Here is a 19,237-nt window from a genome sequence, read left to right on the forward strand (position 1 = left end):
AAGGTAGTTCATTGGTCTATGTAATAAGGAGGGTACCAGGTGGTTTTGTATATACTGCTTTTTTTCTCAATAGCATTTCTAATAGGTAACTATGTGCTGGACGGATATGATTTGTTAAATCCGGCAGTTGTTTTTTGTGGTATGGTCTTACTAAGTGTGGTAAATTGCATTCTATATCAATCGGAATATGGTTATACTATTCATTTTCAAACATTATTACTTCTTGTCGGAGGAATGCTGATTTTCACAATTGCTAATTTTATATCTAAAAAAAGATATGCGGAGAAAATCGATACACAAAGAGAATTTGCGGTAAAAGATGTTAATGTTTTTATTACATTAGTAGCGATTGCAGCAAATGTACTGACTATTATAGCAACAATGGATTATGTCAGGTATGTTGCTGGGGTTTTTGATAGAACAGGAAGCTATTCGAGATGTTTAAATATGTACAACCATATAATGAAATTTACAGAATATAGCGTTAATGGAACTCTTGCTGGGAAGCCAAAACTAATGACAGTCGGTGAACCCGTTTGCTTGGCATTTGCATTGATTTATATCCTGGTTTTAGTCAATAATTATTTTGCAAAAACAAAAATTATACGACTTATTTATGAAGCAACTCCGGTAATACTTTATATAATCGTATGCCTTGTAAGAGGATCTCGAACAGGCGCTTTTGTTGTGTTGACTGCACTGTTATTTGTGTATTATACATTTTGGCATTATAAAAACGGTTATAATCAAGGCCGTTTTAAATTTGTCCTATACATGATAGGCTTCGCAGCTGTCAGTATTGCGGGATTTACAGCAATGCGTGTAGCAATCGGACGAGCATCAAGCTCGATTACATCATCACTATTCCATTACTTAGGCGGACCAATTGTGAGCCTAGATATGTTTTTGCAAACAAAATGGGAACATTCGGTGATATTTGGTAGGGAAACTTTTATATTTGCGATCAGATATCTAGGACAACAGTTTGGAATTGAGTCTTGGGTATACAAAGCAAATCTTCCGTTCAATTCAATTAATGATTTGAATGTTGGTAATGTTTACACTACATTTTATGCATGGCTTCAAGATTTCGGATATATCGGGGCAGTAGTGTTGATGGCACTTCTAAGTTGGTATTATACTGCGACCTATGCAAAAATTAAGAAAAAAACAAAGAACATATTCAGTTTTAAAATATTGGTTTATATGTATCTGTTTAACTCACTTATTATGTTAATGTTTTCAAACAGATTCTATGAAGATTTATTAAATCCGGTATTTTTGAAAGTGTTTATTATGATAGTGATTTTTAAATTAACTTTTATTGATAGAAATCTATATACCAAAGAAAATGCTATAAAACTGATAACAATTCTAGATGGGCAGAGGAAGAGAATACTAAAAACCTTCTTAAGGAAAAACAATGAGAAATAATGGACAAAAGTATATAAAACTTAATATTATCATGAATGCCATCTTAACGATGTCATCATTTATCTTTCCGTTGATTACATTTCCATATGTGTCAAGAGTTCTTTTACCGATTGGAACAGGAAAGGTATCATTTGCAACGGCGTTAATTTATTATTTTAATATGTTTGCACAGCTTGGTATCCCGACGTACGGAATCAGGGCTTGTGCTAAGGTACGTGATAACCGTGAGGAATTAACTCGAACGGTTCATGAGTTGTTTTTCATTAATTTAATTATGAGTGGTATCTCTTATGCTGGTTTAGCGGCTACTCTATTGTTTGTGCCTAAATTAAATAATGAATTATTACTTTATCTTATAATTAGTCCTTCGATTATTCTATCTACTATTGGTATCGAATGGCTCTATAAAGCGCTGGAACAATATACGTATATCACCGTGCGTTCGATTATCTTTAAGTTTGTAGCTCTGGTAGCAATGTTTTTATTTATACATAATCCAGAGGACTATGTGATATACGGCGGTATTACAATTTTTGCTGCTTCAGCCTCCAGTATATTCAATTTTATTAATGTTCACAAATTTATAGACTTGAAACCAATCGGGAATTATCACCTAAAGAAGCATTTAAATTTGATTATTGTCTTTTTTGCTATGACCTGTGCTACTGCAATTTATACTCATCTTGATACGGTCATGTTAGGTTTTATGAAAACGGATCAGGATGTTGGATATTATAATGCAGCAGTGAAATTCAAAACGATATTAGTTAGTATTGTAACCTCACTTGGTACTGTTTTGTTACCTCGCGCATCCTATTATATTGAACATGGATTAATGACTGAATTTGAAAGAATTAGTAAGAAGGCGCTGAATTTTGTATTTCTAATTGCATCACCAATGATGGTATATTTTATTCTTTATGCAAAGCCAGGAATTGACCTGTTATCGGGTTCGGAATTCGCGCCATCTATTGTACCGATGCAAATCATCATGCCGACCTTATTACTAATTGGAATAACCAATATATTGGGTATACAGATATTAGTACCGTTAGGAAAAGAGAAAACCGTACTCAATTCGGTAATCGTCGGAGCAGTCGCAAATATTATAATCAATATAATTTTGATTCCAAGATTAGCATCTTCCGGTGCGGCTATTGGTACCCTGGTTGCTGAGCTTGTTGTTCTTATCATTCAATTTTCGGCTTTGAAAAATGATGTCGCAGAGACTTTTAAAAAAATACACTATATCAGAATCATCATTGCATTATTGTTAGGAACTGCTGCCTCAATCTGGGTTATGATGCTTTCATTCGGAAGCTTTATTAAATTGGTTATTTCAGCATGCCTGTTTTTCGGTTTTTACGGAGGAAGCTTGTTGTTAATGAAGGAGCCATTAGTCATAGAGATTACGGGTCAAATATTTGGATTTATAATTAAATTATTAAAGAAACTTATAAGAAAAGGAAGATGACAAATTTATTCCGGGAGGTAGAATTATGTATGATTATTTAGTAGTAGGAGCAGGATTATATGGAGCAATATTTGCACATGAAGCAAAATTAAAGAATAAGTCAGTTCTGGTTATTGATAAGCGCCCTAACATTGCTGGTAATGTTTATACAGAAGAGGTGGAAGGAATTAATGTTCATAAATACGGTGCACATATATTTCACACAAATAACAAAAAGGTATGGGATTATATAACACAGTTTGCAGAGTTCAATCGTTTCACGAATTCTCCTATTGCGAATTATCATGGAGAGATTTATAGCTTGCCTTTTAATATGTACACATTTAATAAAATGTGGGGTGTAGTTACCCCGGAAGAGGCTGCTGCAAAGATTGAAGAGCAGAAAAAGGCAGCAGGTATCACTGAACCGAAAAACCTCGAAGAACAGGCAATTAGTCTTGTTGGTACAGATATATATGAAAAACTAATTAAGGGATATACAGAAAAACAATGGGGAAGACCTTGTGATCAACTTCCTGCGTTTATTATAAAACGTCTGCCGGTTCGTATGACCTATGATAATAATTATTTCAACGCTAATTATCAGGGAATTCCTATGGGCGGATATACACAGATGGTTGCAAATATGCTGGAAGGTATTGAAGTTCGTCTGAATGAAGACTATTTGGAGAAGAAAGAGGAGTATGATGCGCTAGCTCACAAGGTGGTTTATACAGGACCGATTGATGCCTACTTTGGATTTAAACTAGGAACTTTAGAATATCGTTCGGTACGTTTTGAAAATGAAATTTTGGATAAACCGAACTTCCAGGGTAATGCTGCTGTAAATTACACGGATTCTGAGACACCATGGACACGTATTATAGAGCACAAATGGTTTGAATTCGGTGAACAACCGAAAACTGTAATTAGCCGCGAATACAGTTCTGAATGGAAACTTGGTGATGAGCCATATTATCCGGTAAACGATGAAAAAAATGGCGCTTTATATGCTAAATATAAGGATTTAGCTGAGTCAGAAAAGAACATCATCTTTGGTGGTCGACTTGGTGAATATAAATACTATGATATGGATGCAGCAATTGCATCGGCGTTAGATATGTGTAGTAATGAACTAACGAATTAGATAAAATTAGCCGTTCCTGGATACTATGATGTTGTTGAAGATTAAGCAACTAAGGTCTCAGGGGCGGTATTTTTTTGCAAATCAACAGCAAATGATTCGGATTATCTCATATTTTGCGTTGAAATATATATTTATTATATGGTTTTTCCAGTACTTTTGTAGTAGTATAATAAAGAATGAAAATGAATATGCAATTAATATGGAGGAACAAAGATGAAAGGAATCGTACTAGCGGGTGGAGCAGGAACTAGACTCTATCCATTAACGATGGTTACATCAAAACAATTATTGCCAATTTATGATAAACCTATGATTTATTATCCGCTGTCAGTTCTTATGCTGGCCGGAATTAAAGATATCTTAATTATATCAACACCAACGGATACTCCACGATTTGAGGCTTTGTTTGGAGACGGTAGTCTATATGGAATTAACTTAGAATATAAAGTTCAACCATCACCGGATGGACTTGCTCAAGCGTTTATTATTGGGGAAGAATTTATAGGTGATGAAGCATGTGCTATGATATTAGGTGATAATATATTCTATGGTAACGGCTTTAGCAGTACATTAAAGAAAGCATTAACAAATGCGGAGCAAAATAATAGGGCAACAGTATTCGGTTATTACGTAACGGATCCGGAGCGTTTTGGAGTAGTAGAATTTGATCAGGATGGACATGCAGTATCGATTGAAGAGAAGCCTGTATCACCAAAGAGTAATTATGCTGTAACCGGTCTTTACTTCTATCCCTCCGCTGTTTCTGCAAGAGCGAAGTCGGTAAAGCCAAGTAACAGAGGAGAGTTAGAGATAACGACCTTGAATGAAATATATCTGAATGATGGACTACTGGATGTACAACTTCTGGGAAGGGGTTATGCATGGCTTGATACCGGAACGATGGACAGTCTTGTTGATGCGGCTGACTTTGTTCGTATGATAGAACAGCGCCAGGGAATTAAGATATCTGCGCTGGAAGAAATCGCATATAACAATGGGTGGATTGACAAAGATATGTTAATGGAATCCGCATCACGTTATGGTAAGAGCCCGTATGGAGAGCATCTGAAAGCAGTTGCAGAAGGTAGGATACAGTACTAGGTAAGTATAACTTGTAAATAGTAAAATAAAAGCCAATATTAAGGAGATGAAGTATGACAATCATAGTAACAGGAGGAGCCGGATTTATTGGTGCGAATTTTGTGTATCATATGCTAAATAAATATCCGGATTACAAAATAGTATGTGTGGATTGTTTAACCTATGCTGGTAATTTATCTACATTAAGTAAAGCAATCGAAAATCCGAATTTTAAGTTTGAGAAGATTAATATCTGTGATAGAGACGCTATCTATCGATTGTTTGAAGAAGAACATCCTGACATAGTGGTTAATTTTGCAGCGGAAAGTCATGTTGATCGTTCAATCGAGAATCCGGAGGTGTTCCTACAGACTAATATTCTAGGAACTCAGGTCATGATGGATGCTTGTCGTAAATACGGTATTACAAGGTATCATCAGGTGTCGACGGATGAAGTATACGGTGATCTGCCACTGGATCGACCGGATCTATTCTTTACGGAAGAGACCCCTCTTCATACAAGTAGTCCTTATAGTTCCTCGAAAGCAGGAGCAGACTTACTTGTTTTAGCTTATTACAGAACTTATGGTTTACCGGTGACAATCTCACGTTGTTCTAATAATTATGGACCATATCATTTCCCAGAAAAGCTCATTCCATTGATGATAGCGAATGCACTTGCAAACAAGCCATTGCCGGTATACGGTGAAGGTTTGAACGTGCGCGATTGGCTCTATGTGGAAGATCATTGTAAAGCAATTGATCTTATCGTTCATAAGGGTCGTGTGGGTGAAGTCTATAACATTGGCGGACACAATGAGATGAAGAATATTGATATCGTTAAAATTATATGCAAGTCACTAGACAAACCGCAAAGTCTGATTACCTATGTTACTGACCGTAAGGGTCATGATATGCGTTATGCAATTGATCCAGCGAAGATACATAGTGAGCTTGGGTGGCTCCCTGAAACCAAATTCGCAGATGGAATTCAGAAGACCATTCAGTGGTATCTTAATAATAGAGAATGGTGGGAAACAATCATTAGCGGTGAATACCAGAATTACTATGAGAAGATGTACGCTAACAGATAAGGTTAGAAATTATCAAATTGATTGGCGGGTAAAGATATGAAAATATTAGTAACAGGTGCAAAGGGTCAGCTCGGTCATGACGTAATGAATGAGTTGAAACAACGAGGTCATGTTGCGTTCGGAGTAGATATCGATGAGATGGATATCACCGACAGTAACAGTGTTGATAAAGTTATCAATGAGGTGCATCCGGATGGAGTGATACACTGTGCGGCATGGACAGCAGTTGATTTAGCGGAAGAGGAAGAGAATATTGATAAGGTACGCCTGGTCAATGCTATAGGTACAGAGCATATTGCGAAAGCATGCAAAGCAATTAGTTGCAAGCTTATGTATATCTCTACGGATTATGTGTTCGACGGCCAGGGTGATAAACCATGGAATCCGGATGATGAGCGACATCCGATTAATGTCTACGGTCAGACCAAGTATGAAGGTGAGTTGGCAGTTGAAATGAATGTGGAGAAGTACTTTATCGTACGTATTGCTTGGGTGTTTGGATTAATGGGTAAGAACTTTATAAAAACCATGGTAAATCTAGGGAAATCCAAAGATACAATCAGTGTGGTGAATGATCAAATTGGTACTCCTACCTATACTTATGATCTGGCGCGTCTGTTAGTGGATATGGTAGAAACAGAGCATTATGGCCGTTATCATGTAACGAATGAGGGAGAATATATCAGCTGGTATGACTATACTATTGAGATCATGAAGCAGGCAGCAGAATATAATCCGATTTACAAACAGGTAAAGATTCTTCCGGTGGGCAGCGAAGCATACGCAGCAAAGGCAAAGAGACCTAGCAATAGCCGTATGAATCGGAGCAAATTAATAGAAAATGGCTTTCGACCATTGCCAACCTGGCAGGATGCACTCCAACGATATTTGAAGGAAATTGAGGTATAATTCATGGGACAGATTAAAGTTACAAAGTGTCCAATTGAAGGACTGTATATAATTGAACCGGTAGTACATGGAGATAGCCGTGGTTACTTTATCGAAACATATAACCAGAGGGATATGCAGGAAGCAGGCCTTAATATGGTATTTGTTCAAGATAATCAATCTATGAGTGTGAAAGGTGTATTACGCGGTTTACATTATCAAAAGCAATATCCTCAAGGCAAATTAGTACGAGTAATCAAAGGAAGTGTCTTTGATGTGGCTGTAGATCTTCGTGGAGATTCACCTACATATGGACAATGGTATGGAGTAGAATTGACAGAAGAGAATAAAAAGCAGTTTTATGTCAGTGAAGGGTTTGCTCACGGATTTTTAGTGCTCTCTGAGACTGCGGAATTCTGTTATAAGGTGACGGATTTTTATCATCCCGGAGATGAAGGCGGATTAGCATGGAATGATCCTGAGATTGGCATTGAATGGCCTGATCTGTTAGGGAAATATCAAGGTACAGCGAGTGCAGAGGGATATATGCTCTCGGATGGTACGAAGCTAAATCTAAGTGATAAGGATCAGTTGTGGACTGGTTTAAAAGATACATTTCAATTTTAATTAGGATGGAACTTAATTTACTGATTTACAGCAAATCAATAAAAATAGGGATCAGATTTTAATCTGATCCTTACTTTTATATTTTCGCTATATAAATTTTGTATTAGCATTGTCAAATTACAAGATTTGTGGGAGAATATAGTCGATTACGTCACACACTTAAAGTGCATTTGAATAACTATATAATATGGGCGGTATAAAAAATATGAACAAAAGAATTCAATGGATTGATGTGGCAAAAGGTGTCTGTATGATATCAGTAATAGCAGGTCATCTAGGAGTTGAGGGTATTAACAATGTTGTTTACTCTTATCATCTAACCGTTTTCTTTATATTAAGCGGTTACACATTAAAACAAGAAGAAATCAATATGAAATATTTGAACAAGAAATTTAAGGCGCTAATGGTCCCTTATTTCATCACATGTTTTTGCATTATGTTAATGGATGTTATAAATTATATTCTTTTATACCATCAGACAACAAATGAGTTTATTACAGCAATTGTTGCTAAAGATTTTAATAGATCCTTTTGGGCGTCAGGAAGCATAAAGACGTTTGCTGATGTTAATATCGGATCACGAATCGGTGCGATTTGGTTCTTTCCAGCATTGTTTTTTGCATTATTAATAGTACAATTAATACTCCAATACGTAAAAGATAAACGATTACAATATTGTGTAGTAATTATACTGGCGTTGTGCGGAAGTATGACGGCAAAATTTATATGGTTACCTTTCAGCATACAATCAGCTATGTATGCATCTCCTTTTATTTTATTTGGCTATGACTTAAAATCAAGAGAGTTTATTGATAAGATAAAATTTAGAGATTTTGTAATATGCTTAGTGGCATTTATAGCAGGGATTATTACAAAAATTACTCCCATTTATTTTGTGTATGCATCTGCACCGGATTTTATTCTTTCATTAAGTATAGGTATTGGCTCAAGTATATGTATTATATATGTATCAAGGCGTATACAAGATTTTAGACCTCTGGCTTTAGTTGGAAAATACTCAATGTACTTTCTTTGTATTCATTTGTTTGAGTTGGAAACTATGCGGGTTTGGTTCGGTAAATTCTTGGAATATTTTAATATTACAGATTATGAATTATCACGATTCATTGTAAAACTGTTATTTATCTCAATTTCAACATGTATATTAGTTAATGCTAGAAAATTAATTATTAAGATAAATGAGGTAATTAAAAAGAAACATATTTCAGTTAAACAGAACAATCCTAATGATAGGGATGACTCATTAGACATTGCGAAAGCAATATTGATAACTCTAATGCTGGTGGGGCATTTCAAAATTGATAGAAACTTAAGAAATATAATATATAGCTTTCATATGGTTGCATTTATTTTTTACTCCGGTTATTGCTTTAAGCCAAGTGCAACCCAAAACTTGAAAAAGTCAACATTTAAACTTGGTAAAGCATTTCTTATTCCGTATGCTTTTTTTGGAGCGGTTTATATAATTGTAAAACACGATGGAATGGCAAATGAAATAAGGAACTTAATATTTGGAATGAGTTTTTCTAATAAAATATTTACTAATGTTCTTACCATTGGACCAGTGTATTTCATTTTACTGTTATTTCTTATCAGAGTAATTTACTTATTTGTTGAGAAGTATATAAAGACCGAATTACATAAGCATATATCAATTTTTCTTATTTCCTTTATTGGATATGTAATAGGAAATCAATATTGTTACTGGCTTCCATGGAGTGCAGATTGTGCGCTGTATGGGATAGTGTTCTATCATTTGGGTTATTGTTTTAAGAAATATAATATTTTAAGTGATGTGTGTAACCGATTTTACTCATATTTTCTGCTCAGTTGTTTATGGGCTTTCATGATTTATGCGGGGAGTATGGAATTAGCAATAAGAAAATACGGTAATTATGGAATTGTTATTATTGGTTCTGTGTCTGCATCGGTATTGTTATATATGCTATCAAAAATTATTTCACAATTGATGGTAAGCAGATTAAGAGAAGTAATCACCTTAGTAGGGGAGAGCACGTTATATATTCTGATCTTTCATACTTTGTTTAATAGTTATATTAATCAATGGTTATCACGATATTTTAGTCAGGGATATATTTATCATACGACTATCACGATTATTATTCAATTATTGACAGGTACCATACTTGCTTTTGGAATTACAAAGTTTAAGATATTTTTTCTAAACACACTTTCGAAGGTTTAATTATAGATAATAACGGTTTTTATATCGGAAAAAATAAGGCAGCAGCTAGGAACGATATCCTAACTGTTGCCTTTTGATTATATCTTTGAGGCTTTCTTTTCAGGTGCATTCATTGCATTTATCGATGACTTTACCAGACGAATGACACACTGTAGTATATAGGCTGCAATCACGGATGCAATGGACACAAATACATAATAGAATAGATAGGTTAAGCTCAAATACGGAATATGCTTTACAACCCATCCATTAAGATAGGTGCGATAATAAGCCATTACCAACGGATGAACCAAATATATGTTTAATGATAGAGCACCGATAAAGCAGCAGATGCGAATAAATAAAGAATTTGGCCTAAAGTATTTAGTAATATACTTTATCATAATAAACATACAGATTGACGCTACTATATTAGTGAGTAGGGGAGTTACATAATAAGCTTCGGTGTATCGGTTAATTCTGTTACATTCCAGATAAGTTAAGATTGAAGTAATTATATTAGTACTTACAAAAATAGATACAGTCACTATAAATTGACGCTTACTTATTTTACTAATCGTACTTAGATATAAACCTAAAATTAAACAACCTAACTGCCAATCCATAAAAGGTAATTTTAAAAATATCGTAGTATTGAAGTGGAATAGAGTTCTCAAAAGCAATGGAAGTATTTGAATAAAGGAATAGAAGAGAAATACACCAATATAATACTTTTGAAGTTTTTTACTAATATTATCGAGTAGAGGTTTCACAAAAGGTAGAACGATATATAGTCCGATCAACATATATAAATACCATAGATGATAGAATATATCAGCACTTAAAAATCGATGAATCGTCTCTTGAACAGAAAACACCCTATGACCAAGTAAAAAATAGAACAAGAATAGGTATGCCGCAGACCAAGCAACTAAAATCAATAAAAATTTAAATGCTTTGTTTAATGATTTTTCCATAGGATAAGTCTTGGTCAATACGAGAGCACCGGTGATCATAACAAATAATTGAACCGGCCAACGAGTGAAGCTTTCCGCAAGGTTTGGTAGATACCAACTAGAGGTCTTTATTGTACCAAACATCATGAAATATTTACCGAAAATGTGTATCGCAATAACGGCAAAACAAGCAAATGTCCTCATAACTTCTATGGAATAATCTTTTTCTTTTTTTAGTTCTTTTATATCGTTCATTTTAAGCCTCCGCGTGGATTTGGTATGTTTTTATAAATATTTAACTTATTCATAAATATTTTATATTCGAAGTAGAAAACTGTCAAGATAAATAGAAATATGGGAATTTGTGGATGGATAAAATATCCTAATTTATTCAGTTAATATGGATCGAAACATAGCAGTATAGTAAACGCTCCAAAACAAGTGCGTAGATTTCACCCTATACATTTGAGTAAATAGGCTCACCCATGTAAAAAAGTTGAGGTTTAACTTTTTTACATCTATCGAAGAGGAAAGTCTATGTTTAAAAGATTGGAGCAGGGGGATTTTCAGTGGACAGATTCTGAATCGGAAGTAAGGAGTCTTACTCAGCAACAGTTTTACTGGCTGATGGAAGGAGCTACGAAATCAGAGAATCAATACTATACTTTAAGTAGCGCTTACTTTTACTCTCTCGCATCTTGATTAATGCTGGGATATTCTGTATGATATAAGCATATTATGTAATGAGGTGAGAGGTTTGAGAGTTGCTGTTGTAGATGACGAAAAATATGTTGCAGAATATCTAAGTACTCTGTTAAAGAAGAGTGTACTCCCGACATCAATTGGAGTGTTCTTGGACAGCAAGAAATTTTTTGAGGCGATAGAGGACGGAGAAAGATTTGACTTGGTATTAATGGATATAGAGTGGAATCAGAAGGAGAATGGCATTGATTTTTCAGTACACCTGAAACGTCTTTGTCCTAGAACGCTCATTATATATGTAACAGGATATAATGACCGATTTTCTCAACAGATATTTCTTAAGCCGTCCAATATGTGTGGTTATCTCGTAAAGCCAGTTGATCCCGAGTTATTGGAAGCGTTATTGTTGAAGGCAAGTGATGAACTAAATCGACAGGAAGAAGCGAAGCTTCTTGTCCAGCAAAAAGGTGTTATTCATGCAATTCCTTATAGTGATATCGTCTACATGGAAAGCAAGGGTCATCAGCTTTATATACACACTCATATAGAGCATATTCTGTGCTACGAGCAATTGGAGGAATTAAAAAGTCGCTTGCCAAGACATTTTTTTCAATGCCATAAGAGTTATCTCGTTAATCTGGCACTTATCAGACGACTTAATAAGAATTCGATTTTTTTAAAAACAGGAGAAGAGATTCCGATAAGCAGAGCTCGATATGCGGATACCCGTTCCGCATATTTTGAATTTATAGAACAGATTCTATAAAAGGAGGGGGACATGTTATACTGGATAACATTTTTAATTAGTGGCCCATGCTATACATATCTTATTGTGCTTCTTTGGGGATTAATGCTAGAACCTAAGTGGGAGAAGATTCCTCCGTGGGTGATGGCATTCCTATACATCATCGTAGCTTTTCCAACAATGTATATACGGTCAATTGATCTAGGAGGAACCTGGTTTGGTTTGATGGAAGTTATCCAAGTGATAACTGCCATAGCATATTTATTATTTGTTTTTCGTGATCCAATATGGAGAAAGATATTTGCATTTATCCTAATCTATGTCATAGCAATGGTAGGGGAGCAAATAACATTTCCTTTAATGAGAACTATGGGAATCGCTTATAGTTCGGATATGTCATCCCCCGAAATGTTTTATTTTTTGACAATTGGATCTGCCATTATTCTTTGCCTTTATGCAATTGTCGTTGCTATATGGAGGCGAATTATGCATAGAGGCAGGCTGGCCAAAAATGCATGGATTTTTCTTTTATTCCCGGTAAGTCAGGTGTTTCTGTTGTGGAATGTTGAGACGCCATTTTTGAATAGCTCATATAGTAGTATTTATGCATGTATCGGAGCGATCCTAGGATTTATGGCAGATATAATACTGCTTTATGTAGTATTAACACAGGGAGAAAAGGAGGAGAGCTTACGCCGACTACAAGAGACAGAGCATTTAAGACAAGTTGAGGAAGCCCATTATCATGCCATTGAGATGCGACGTGAGGAGTTAGCAAAAGTTCGCCATGATTTTAATAATCAGTTAACTACGGCATTATATCTTACTCAACAAGGCAATAGAGCGTTAGCACAAACTCAGCTGGAACAGCTTCAGCTTCAAATAGCACAAACCAAGGAAGAGATGTGGTGTTCGAACGCAGTGGTTAATGCTGTCTTGGCGGAAAAGAGCATGGTTTGTGCTACGGAGAGAGTTCCATTGGAGATTGATGCAACAGTGAATAATGACTGTTCTATAAACCCGGTTGATCTATGTAGTGCGTTCACTAATCTACTTGATAATGCGATACACGGGTCATTGACTTATGAAGCAGAGAGGCGGTTTATACGTCTTCATGCTATTCAAGATGGTGACTATCTACATATTAAAGTAGAGAATTCTTCGAATAGACCACAGAAAAAAGCACCCAAAGCAAATGGACATGGTTATGGTCAGAGAATTCTTCATGATATTGCGATTCGGTATCGCGGGGAATTACATACAGAGTGGAAAGATAATATCTATAGTGCAGTTCTTTCTCTGGAGACACCACTATAATTGTTAGTTCATCCAATTTTGCTAAATAAGAATCCAATTTTGCTCGCACTCTCAAATGGGTGCGAGTTTTTGCTATATTTATATGGCATGTATGATAAATAAGCAAAGGGTTATACAAAAAAATAATAGTAAAGGGTGAGATTATGAGAGGAGTAAAAAAGTTATTAAGTTGTTTTATGTCATTCATTATTTTTGTATCAATTTTATATGCACCAAGTTTGGATGCTTTTGCACAATCAAAGACTACCTCAGTTAATACATACAGTTTAAGTAATCTGCAAACAACTTCAGAACTTGTCTCAGGTGATTATAAGTATGAGATGGATTCGAACGGTTTACTAACCATATTAAGCTATACCGGTTCAGCGGAAACGCTGACGATACCATCCAAGTTAAATGGAAAATATGTAACTGAAATTGGGCAAGAAGCATTCAAGAACAATTCAACATTAAAGAGCGTAACAATTTCGGAAGGAATTGAGAGGATTAGTGAATATGCCTTTTCGGGTTGTACTAATTTGCAAAGCATAAACCTGCCTGATACCTTAACCTCGATTGGTTCTTATGCATTTGCAGATTGTAATTTATTAAATAGTATTGCTTTGCCTGAGTCGATCGAAACTCTGGGCTTTCAAGTATTTAATGGTACCAATATAACGTCTATTTTTATCCCACAATCCTTACAGAATAGTAATAGCCCATTCTATGAAAATGAAAAATTAACTACGGTTACCTTTGAAGATGGAATGGAATCAATAACACCTTATATACTAGATAGAGCGTCCAATGTTACAAGTATTACAATTCCGTCCAGTGTAATTGAAATAAAACAAAGTGCTTTTAGTGGTTGTAGTTCCCTTTCAAACATTGCTTTACCGGCTGAACTTGAAACAATAGGCGACTCTGCATTTTCTGATTGTTCGTCCTTGGGTAATATTCAACTTCCTAATACATTATTATCAATTGGAGAATATGCGTTTAAGAATTGTGCGTTGATGGATCAATTTACGTTACCCAATTCAATAGAAAGTCTAGGTTTTCAAGTGATAAATGGTACGAATATCACTACGATGATAATTCCAAAATCATTAAAACATAGTAATCATCCATTTTATGAAAATTACATATTATCATCCGTTACCTTTGAAGTAGGTAGTGAAGAGATATCTGGTTATATTCTAGATGGAGCGAAGAATGTTTCAAATGTAACAATTCCGGTGAGTATAAAATCAATCGGACCTTCAGCTTTTACAGGGTGTATCTCACTGACGGATATAAAACTACCATCGCAATTAAAAGAGATAAAGGATAGTGCATTTTCAGATTGTACCTATTTGGAACAGATACAAATTCCTGACAGTGTAACAAGAATAGATGACTATGTTTTTAAGAATTGTCGTTTGATTGACAATATCACATTACCTAGTTGCTTGGAGAATCTAGGATACCAAGTGTTTGACGGAACAAAAATCTCAACAATATTTATTCCGAAATCATTAAAGGGATGTAACAAACCATTTTACGAAAACAACAAATTAACGTCAGCTGTATTTGAAGAGGGAACGGAAGCCGTACCTGCTTATATATTATATGGTGCAAATAAGCTTACAAGTGTATCCATTCCTAGCAGTGTTACTTCCATTGGGGATTATGCTTATGGATATTGTAGCTCATTAACAGAGATAAAACTTCCTTCCCAATTGAAAGAAATTAACGATGGTGCATTTTCAGATAATACCTACTTAGAGAAGATTCAAATTCCTGATAGTGTAGCATTAATAGGTTCGTATGCTTTTCAGAATTGTCGATTAATTGATCGTATTAGTTTGCCAAATTCGCTAGCAACACTGGGATCACGTGTGTTTAATGGAACGAAAATTACTTCTGTTGTAATTCCAAAAACTTTAGTAAGTGGTGGAGCTGCTTTTGAACAAAATGCAAAGTTAACTTCACTTGTATTTGAAGATGGTATTAAAGCGATACCCAATGGAATGGTAACGAGTGCTCAAAAAATAGCAAATCTTATTATTCCTAATAGCGTAGAGACAATTGATAGCTATGCTTTTTCATATTGTCCTAATTTAACTAGTATCATTCTAGGTAATAATATTAAGACAATAAACTACAATGCCTTTGAAGGGTCAGATAAATTGGTGATTACAGCACCAAGAATCTCCAAGTCAGCGATATCACTTATGGATCAAAGCAAATCATTTGTATCTAACAGTGACGATCGGTTTGATGAATTAAAATATTTGGATCAAAATTCAAGCAGCTATGCGACCAACTATAGCGCCAATGCGAATGGAGGGAATGTATCGTTCACTGGTAACTATAAGATAAAAGTTGGTTTATACAAGGCAGATAAATTCAAGATAAAGTTCAAGCTCCCTGCCAATTCAGAACTGATTGAAAAATCCTTATATTATAATAATACCATTTGTACTGATTATGATTATGATTCTTATGACGGTACATTAGAGATTCCGGTTACAAAAGCAGATGGGAAAGTAGCCTTTTCCGTAAAGATGAAACAAAGTGGCAATATTAATTCTTATGCAATAATGGAATACTATAATGATACAAATTATAACCGTGATTATGAGATAATTAATGTCGTTAATGAGACGGTTCCGATGATCTCAGTTAATGCAAGTACATTTACCAATCAGGCAGAGTTTGATGTGAATGGTATCGCAAAAGCAGATACAGATGTGAGCTTATATATCGATAACAAATTAGCTAAAACAATAAAAACGAATAAAGTTGGTATGTATAGCACCAGTGTAAAGATATCCTCTCCTGAAAATAAAAAAACTTATCTCATAAGTGCTAGAATGAAGGATGGGAGCCAAACATTAACGGCAGAGACAAATGTAAAATATGCTCAGAACGCTCCTGTGGTATCAGATTTTATTATGCTTTATAATGGACGTTCCTATAATTTAGATTCAAATTTACAAGCATCTCCCGTATTTGTTCCAGGAGTACCATTTGAATTTCAAGTAAAATTTGATTATATCGAAAATGTTGGAGATGTTTATATTGATAGTGTAAGAAATAATCAAATTAAATCGCTAAAAGCAGAATGGGATTCTACAAAACAGGCCTATGTTGCAAAAGGGTTTTTTGATGGGGATACCTCGTATGTACCCGGTAAAATATCGGTCTCCTATAATCAGAAGGATAGGAAAGTGCCGGATTACTCCTTATCGAAAGCGCAGGAATATTATCAGGACATTCTTGATAGTCAAGCAGCAAAATTCCCGGGGATAGTTAGTACAACAAATCAGGTTGACGCAAATACAGTAGAATATATTAATGATTATAGTAAAGTAAGCGAATTAGCCGATCTGGGTATAGAGAAAACAAAGATGACAGTAACACAAGCAGCCAAGAATTCCGGTGCAGAGTGGCTCGATTATGCAAAGAGTGGCCAGGATATCTATACCAATACTATTAAAGATAATAGTAAAGAATACACAACGACCTATGATTTTTCGAATCCGACTAATTGGATAGTGTATGTAGATGAAGCGGCAACAAGTGAAATAATTAAAATTAATATCGGTATTATTGGTGATGAAATCAGCAATGTTGATTGTGATGGGTTTTTATCTCATGTAGTCGACGCATACAAGGTATATAGTTATGTAAGTGATGTATTTGAGATAGAAGATGATTATGACAATCTGGTCAGAAATATCAACATGACGAATTTATCACCCGAGCAGAAAGAAATCCGTATAAAACAGGCGGCGGAACTTAAATTAGATCGGCAGATGTTTATGCTTTTCAACTTGGCAGCGTCAGGAGCTGCAATGTTAGGCGGTCCTTCCGCGTTAGGACTTACCTTACTAGTTGGTGGAATCAATATACTCGCTGATAGTATGTTTGAAGCAAGAGCGGCGGGTATCCTGAATTCTGAGATGAAAGCAAGGTTGAATTGGGCGATTGATCCAAGTGGTTATGTATACGAAGGGGTAACGAATAATCGCTTATCCGGTGTAAAAACAACCTTATCCTGGATCCCATATGATGAGAATGACAGCACGTATTGGACCGTACCTAAAACAAGTAAAGCAGTAGTATGGAATTCAGCAGATTATGGACAGGAGAATCCTTTGTTAACCGATGCAGATGGTAATTACGCTTGGGATGTACCAGAAGGCCTATGGAGAGTAAAATACGAGAAGGATGGCTATGAAACATCTTATAGTAATTGGCTACCGGTTCCGCCGCCTCAAACGCAGGTACATGTAGGGCTTGTATCCAAACTTCAGCCGAAATTAGTTACAACGAATTACAAAAAAGATGGGATAGAACTGACCTTTGATATGTATATGAAACCAGAATCAGTAAAAACCATTAATTTATATGATAGCAAAGGAAATATAATCGCTTATAATCTGGAGTATAGTAAATCAGAAGTAAATCAAAGCGGTGTTGCATATTCAAAATCATTTAAGCTTGTATATAAAAATGCAATACCTACAACAGAAAAGCCAACGATAAAATTAAGCAGTAGTGTAGTGAACTATGCTGGAAAATCGCTTAATATAACCAAGAAGGATGTATCAAAGGTAAGTGTTTCAGCGATACCATCGCAAGTGTATAATGGCAAAGCAATCGTACCGTTACCCAAGATACAAGATGGAGCAGTGGTTCTAGTTAAGGATGTGGATTACACACTTAGTTATGCGAACAATATAAAAGCAGGTACCGCGTCATTAACCATTACTGGGAAAGGTAATTACACTGGAACTATTGTTAAGACATACACGATTAATGCAAAGACAATGCAAACTCTATCTCTATTAGTTGGCTTGTCGAGCACATCCTATACCTATGATGGAAAAGTCAAGACACCTACTATAACGGTGAAGGATGGTAGTTTGATACTCAAGAAAGATGTTGACTATACCCTTACTTATTCCAACAATATTAAAGCGGGAACAGCAAACGTGCTGATTAAAGGAAAGGGAAATTATAGTGGAAGTATTAATAAACCGTATATTATAAAGGCCAAGATAATTACCTCCCCCACTGTATCATTATCGACTTCTACATATACCTATGACGGCAAAGCAAAGATACCTGGTGTGACTGTGAAAGATGGGCCGTTAATATTGAAAAAAGATACTGATTATACCATTGTTTATTCCAATAATATTAAACCCGGAACGGCTAGCGTCACAATAAAAGGAAAAGGTAATTACAGCGGTAACATTACGAAAAACTATATAATAAAGCCGAAAGCACCAGTGATATCTGTTACAGGTGGGAAGAAATATGCAACAATCAAATGGAATAAGGTGACCGGTGCATCCGGTTATCTCGTGTATATGTCAACCTCTAAGAATGGAACCTATACCAAAATCACTATGGTTACTTCGGCATCAAAATCAAGTTACAAGAAGACAGGGTTAAGTTCAGGAAAGACTTATTACTATAAGGTCATCGCATATACGAAAGCTGGCAGCAGTACGATTAATAGCGCAACTTCATCGGTGGGGAGTATAAAGATTAAGTAGTAAAAATGAAAGGTTCATTTTTAATTAGAGAAAGAGCTTTTAAGTAGTAAAATA

Annotated in this window: 13 protein-coding genes; 12 read left to right on the forward strand and 1 reads right to left on the reverse strand. The window is 35.3% G+C overall.

Annotated elements, in window-relative coordinates:
* Positions 1–39: 39 nt before the first annotated feature.
* The 8 genes from AC6IWN_RS19080 to AC6IWN_RS19115 all read left to right on the forward strand — a co-directional run bounded on the left by AC6IWN_RS19080 (position 40) and on the right by AC6IWN_RS19115 (position 9,950).
* Positions 40–1,434, forward strand: coding sequence for an O-antigen polymerase (locus AC6IWN_RS19080; RefSeq protein WP_497989751.1), 1,395 nt, complete (start codon positions 40–42; stop codon positions 1,432–1,434).
* On the forward strand, positions 1,424–2,908 hold the full coding sequence (locus tag AC6IWN_RS19085) for a flippase (RefSeq protein WP_497989753.1): 1,485 nt from the start codon (positions 1,424–1,426) through the stop codon (positions 2,906–2,908). The genes AC6IWN_RS19080 and AC6IWN_RS19085 overlap by 11 nt, the downstream gene beginning before the upstream one ends.
* Positions 2,909–2,933: 25 nt before the next feature.
* Positions 2,934–4,034, forward strand: a complete 1,101-nt coding sequence (gene glf / locus AC6IWN_RS19090) for a UDP-galactopyranose mutase (RefSeq protein WP_497989755.1) — start codon at positions 2,934–2,936, stop codon at positions 4,032–4,034.
* A 213-nt stretch (positions 4,035–4,247) separates the two neighbouring features.
* Positions 4,248–5,135, forward strand: coding sequence for a glucose-1-phosphate thymidylyltransferase RfbA (gene rfbA / locus AC6IWN_RS19095; protein ID WP_497989756.1), 888 nt, complete (start codon positions 4,248–4,250; stop codon positions 5,133–5,135).
* Between the two features lie 53 nt (positions 5,136–5,188).
* The gene (rfbB, locus tag AC6IWN_RS19100; RefSeq protein WP_497989758.1) at positions 5,189–6,208 is read left to right on the forward strand and encodes a dTDP-glucose 4,6-dehydratase; all 1,020 of its coding nucleotides are present in this window, start codon (positions 5,189–5,191) and stop codon (positions 6,206–6,208) included.
* Between the two features lie 36 nt (positions 6,209–6,244).
* The gene (gene rfbD / locus AC6IWN_RS19105; protein WP_497989760.1) at positions 6,245–7,117 is read left to right on the forward strand and encodes a dTDP-4-dehydrorhamnose reductase; all 873 of its coding nucleotides are present in this window, start codon (positions 6,245–6,247) and stop codon (positions 7,115–7,117) included.
* Positions 7,118–7,120: 3 nt separating this feature from the next.
* On the forward strand, positions 7,121–7,723 hold the full coding sequence (gene rfbC, locus AC6IWN_RS19110) for a dTDP-4-dehydrorhamnose 3,5-epimerase (RefSeq protein WP_497989762.1): 603 nt from the start codon (positions 7,121–7,123) through the stop codon (positions 7,721–7,723).
* 205 nt (positions 7,724–7,928) lie between these two features.
* Entirely contained in the window at positions 7,929–9,950 is a 2,022-nt protein-coding gene (locus AC6IWN_RS19115; protein WP_497989764.1) for an acyltransferase family protein, read from the forward strand.
* Positions 9,951–10,027: 77 nt separating this feature from the next.
* Here the strand turns inward: AC6IWN_RS19115 and AC6IWN_RS19120 are convergent, their stop codons facing one another.
* Positions 10,028–11,140 carry an acyltransferase gene (locus AC6IWN_RS19120; RefSeq protein WP_497989766.1) on the reverse strand — a complete coding sequence of 371 codons (1,113 nt, stop codon included), beginning with the start codon at positions 11,138–11,140 and terminating at the stop codon, positions 10,028–10,030.
* Positions 11,141–11,422: 282 nt separating this feature from the next.
* Between AC6IWN_RS19120 and tnpB the strand changes: the two genes are divergently transcribed.
* From tnpB to AC6IWN_RS19140, 4 genes are all read left to right on the forward strand, one after another.
* Positions 11,423–11,587, forward strand: coding sequence for an IS66 family insertion sequence element accessory protein TnpB (gene tnpB, locus AC6IWN_RS19125; RefSeq protein WP_497989768.1), 165 nt, complete (start codon positions 11,423–11,425; stop codon positions 11,585–11,587).
* Between the two features lie 55 nt (positions 11,588–11,642).
* Positions 11,643–12,353: a LytR/AlgR family response regulator transcription factor gene (locus AC6IWN_RS19130; RefSeq protein WP_497989770.1), complete on the forward strand. Its 711-nt coding sequence runs from the start codon at positions 11,643–11,645 to the stop codon at positions 12,351–12,353.
* Positions 12,354–12,365: 12 nt separating this feature from the next.
* Positions 12,366–13,649, forward strand: a complete 1,284-nt coding sequence (locus AC6IWN_RS19135) for a GHKL domain-containing protein (protein ID WP_497989772.1) — start codon at positions 12,366–12,368, stop codon at positions 13,647–13,649.
* 143 nt (positions 13,650–13,792) lie between these two features.
* Positions 13,793–19,183 carry a leucine-rich repeat protein gene (locus AC6IWN_RS19140; RefSeq protein ID WP_497989774.1) on the forward strand — a complete coding sequence of 1,797 codons (5,391 nt, stop codon included), beginning with the start codon at positions 13,793–13,795 and terminating at the stop codon, positions 19,181–19,183.
* Positions 19,184–19,237: the final 54 nt, after the last annotated feature.

The organism is Variimorphobacter sp. HTMS_6 (genome assembly GCF_059717775.1).

Bases quoted from the DNA above. Each gene is read 5' to 3' on its own strand.
- glf (WP_497989755.1), top strand. From the start codon at position 2,934: ATGTATGATTATTTAGTAGTAGGAGCAGGATTATATGGAGCAATATTT.
- AC6IWN_RS19120 (WP_497989766.1), bottom strand. From the start codon at position 11,140: ATGAACGATATAAAAGAACTAAAAAAAGAAAAAGATTATTCCATAGAA.
- rfbB (WP_497989758.1), top strand. From the start codon at position 5,189: ATGACAATCATAGTAACAGGAGGAGCCGGATTTATTGGTGCGAATTTT.
- rfbA (WP_497989756.1), top strand. From the start codon at position 4,248: ATGAAAGGAATCGTACTAGCGGGTGGAGCAGGAACTAGACTCTATCCA.
- AC6IWN_RS19115 (WP_497989764.1), top strand. From the start codon at position 7,929: ATGAACAAAAGAATTCAATGGATTGATGTGGCAAAAGGTGTCTGTATG.
- AC6IWN_RS19085 (WP_497989753.1), top strand. From the start codon at position 1,424: ATGAGAAATAATGGACAAAAGTATATAAAACTTAATATTATCATGAAT.
- AC6IWN_RS19140 (WP_497989774.1), top strand. From the start codon at position 13,793: ATGAGAGGAGTAAAAAAGTTATTAAGTTGTTTTATGTCATTCATTATT.
- AC6IWN_RS19135 (WP_497989772.1), top strand. From the start codon at position 12,366: ATGTTATACTGGATAACATTTTTAATTAGTGGCCCATGCTATACATAT.
- rfbD (WP_497989760.1), top strand. From the start codon at position 6,245: ATGAAAATATTAGTAACAGGTGCAAAGGGTCAGCTCGGTCATGACGTA.
- rfbC (WP_497989762.1), top strand. From the start codon at position 7,121: ATGGGACAGATTAAAGTTACAAAGTGTCCAATTGAAGGACTGTATATA.
- tnpB (WP_497989768.1), top strand. From the start codon at position 11,423: ATGTTTAAAAGATTGGAGCAGGGGGATTTTCAGTGGACAGATTCTGAA.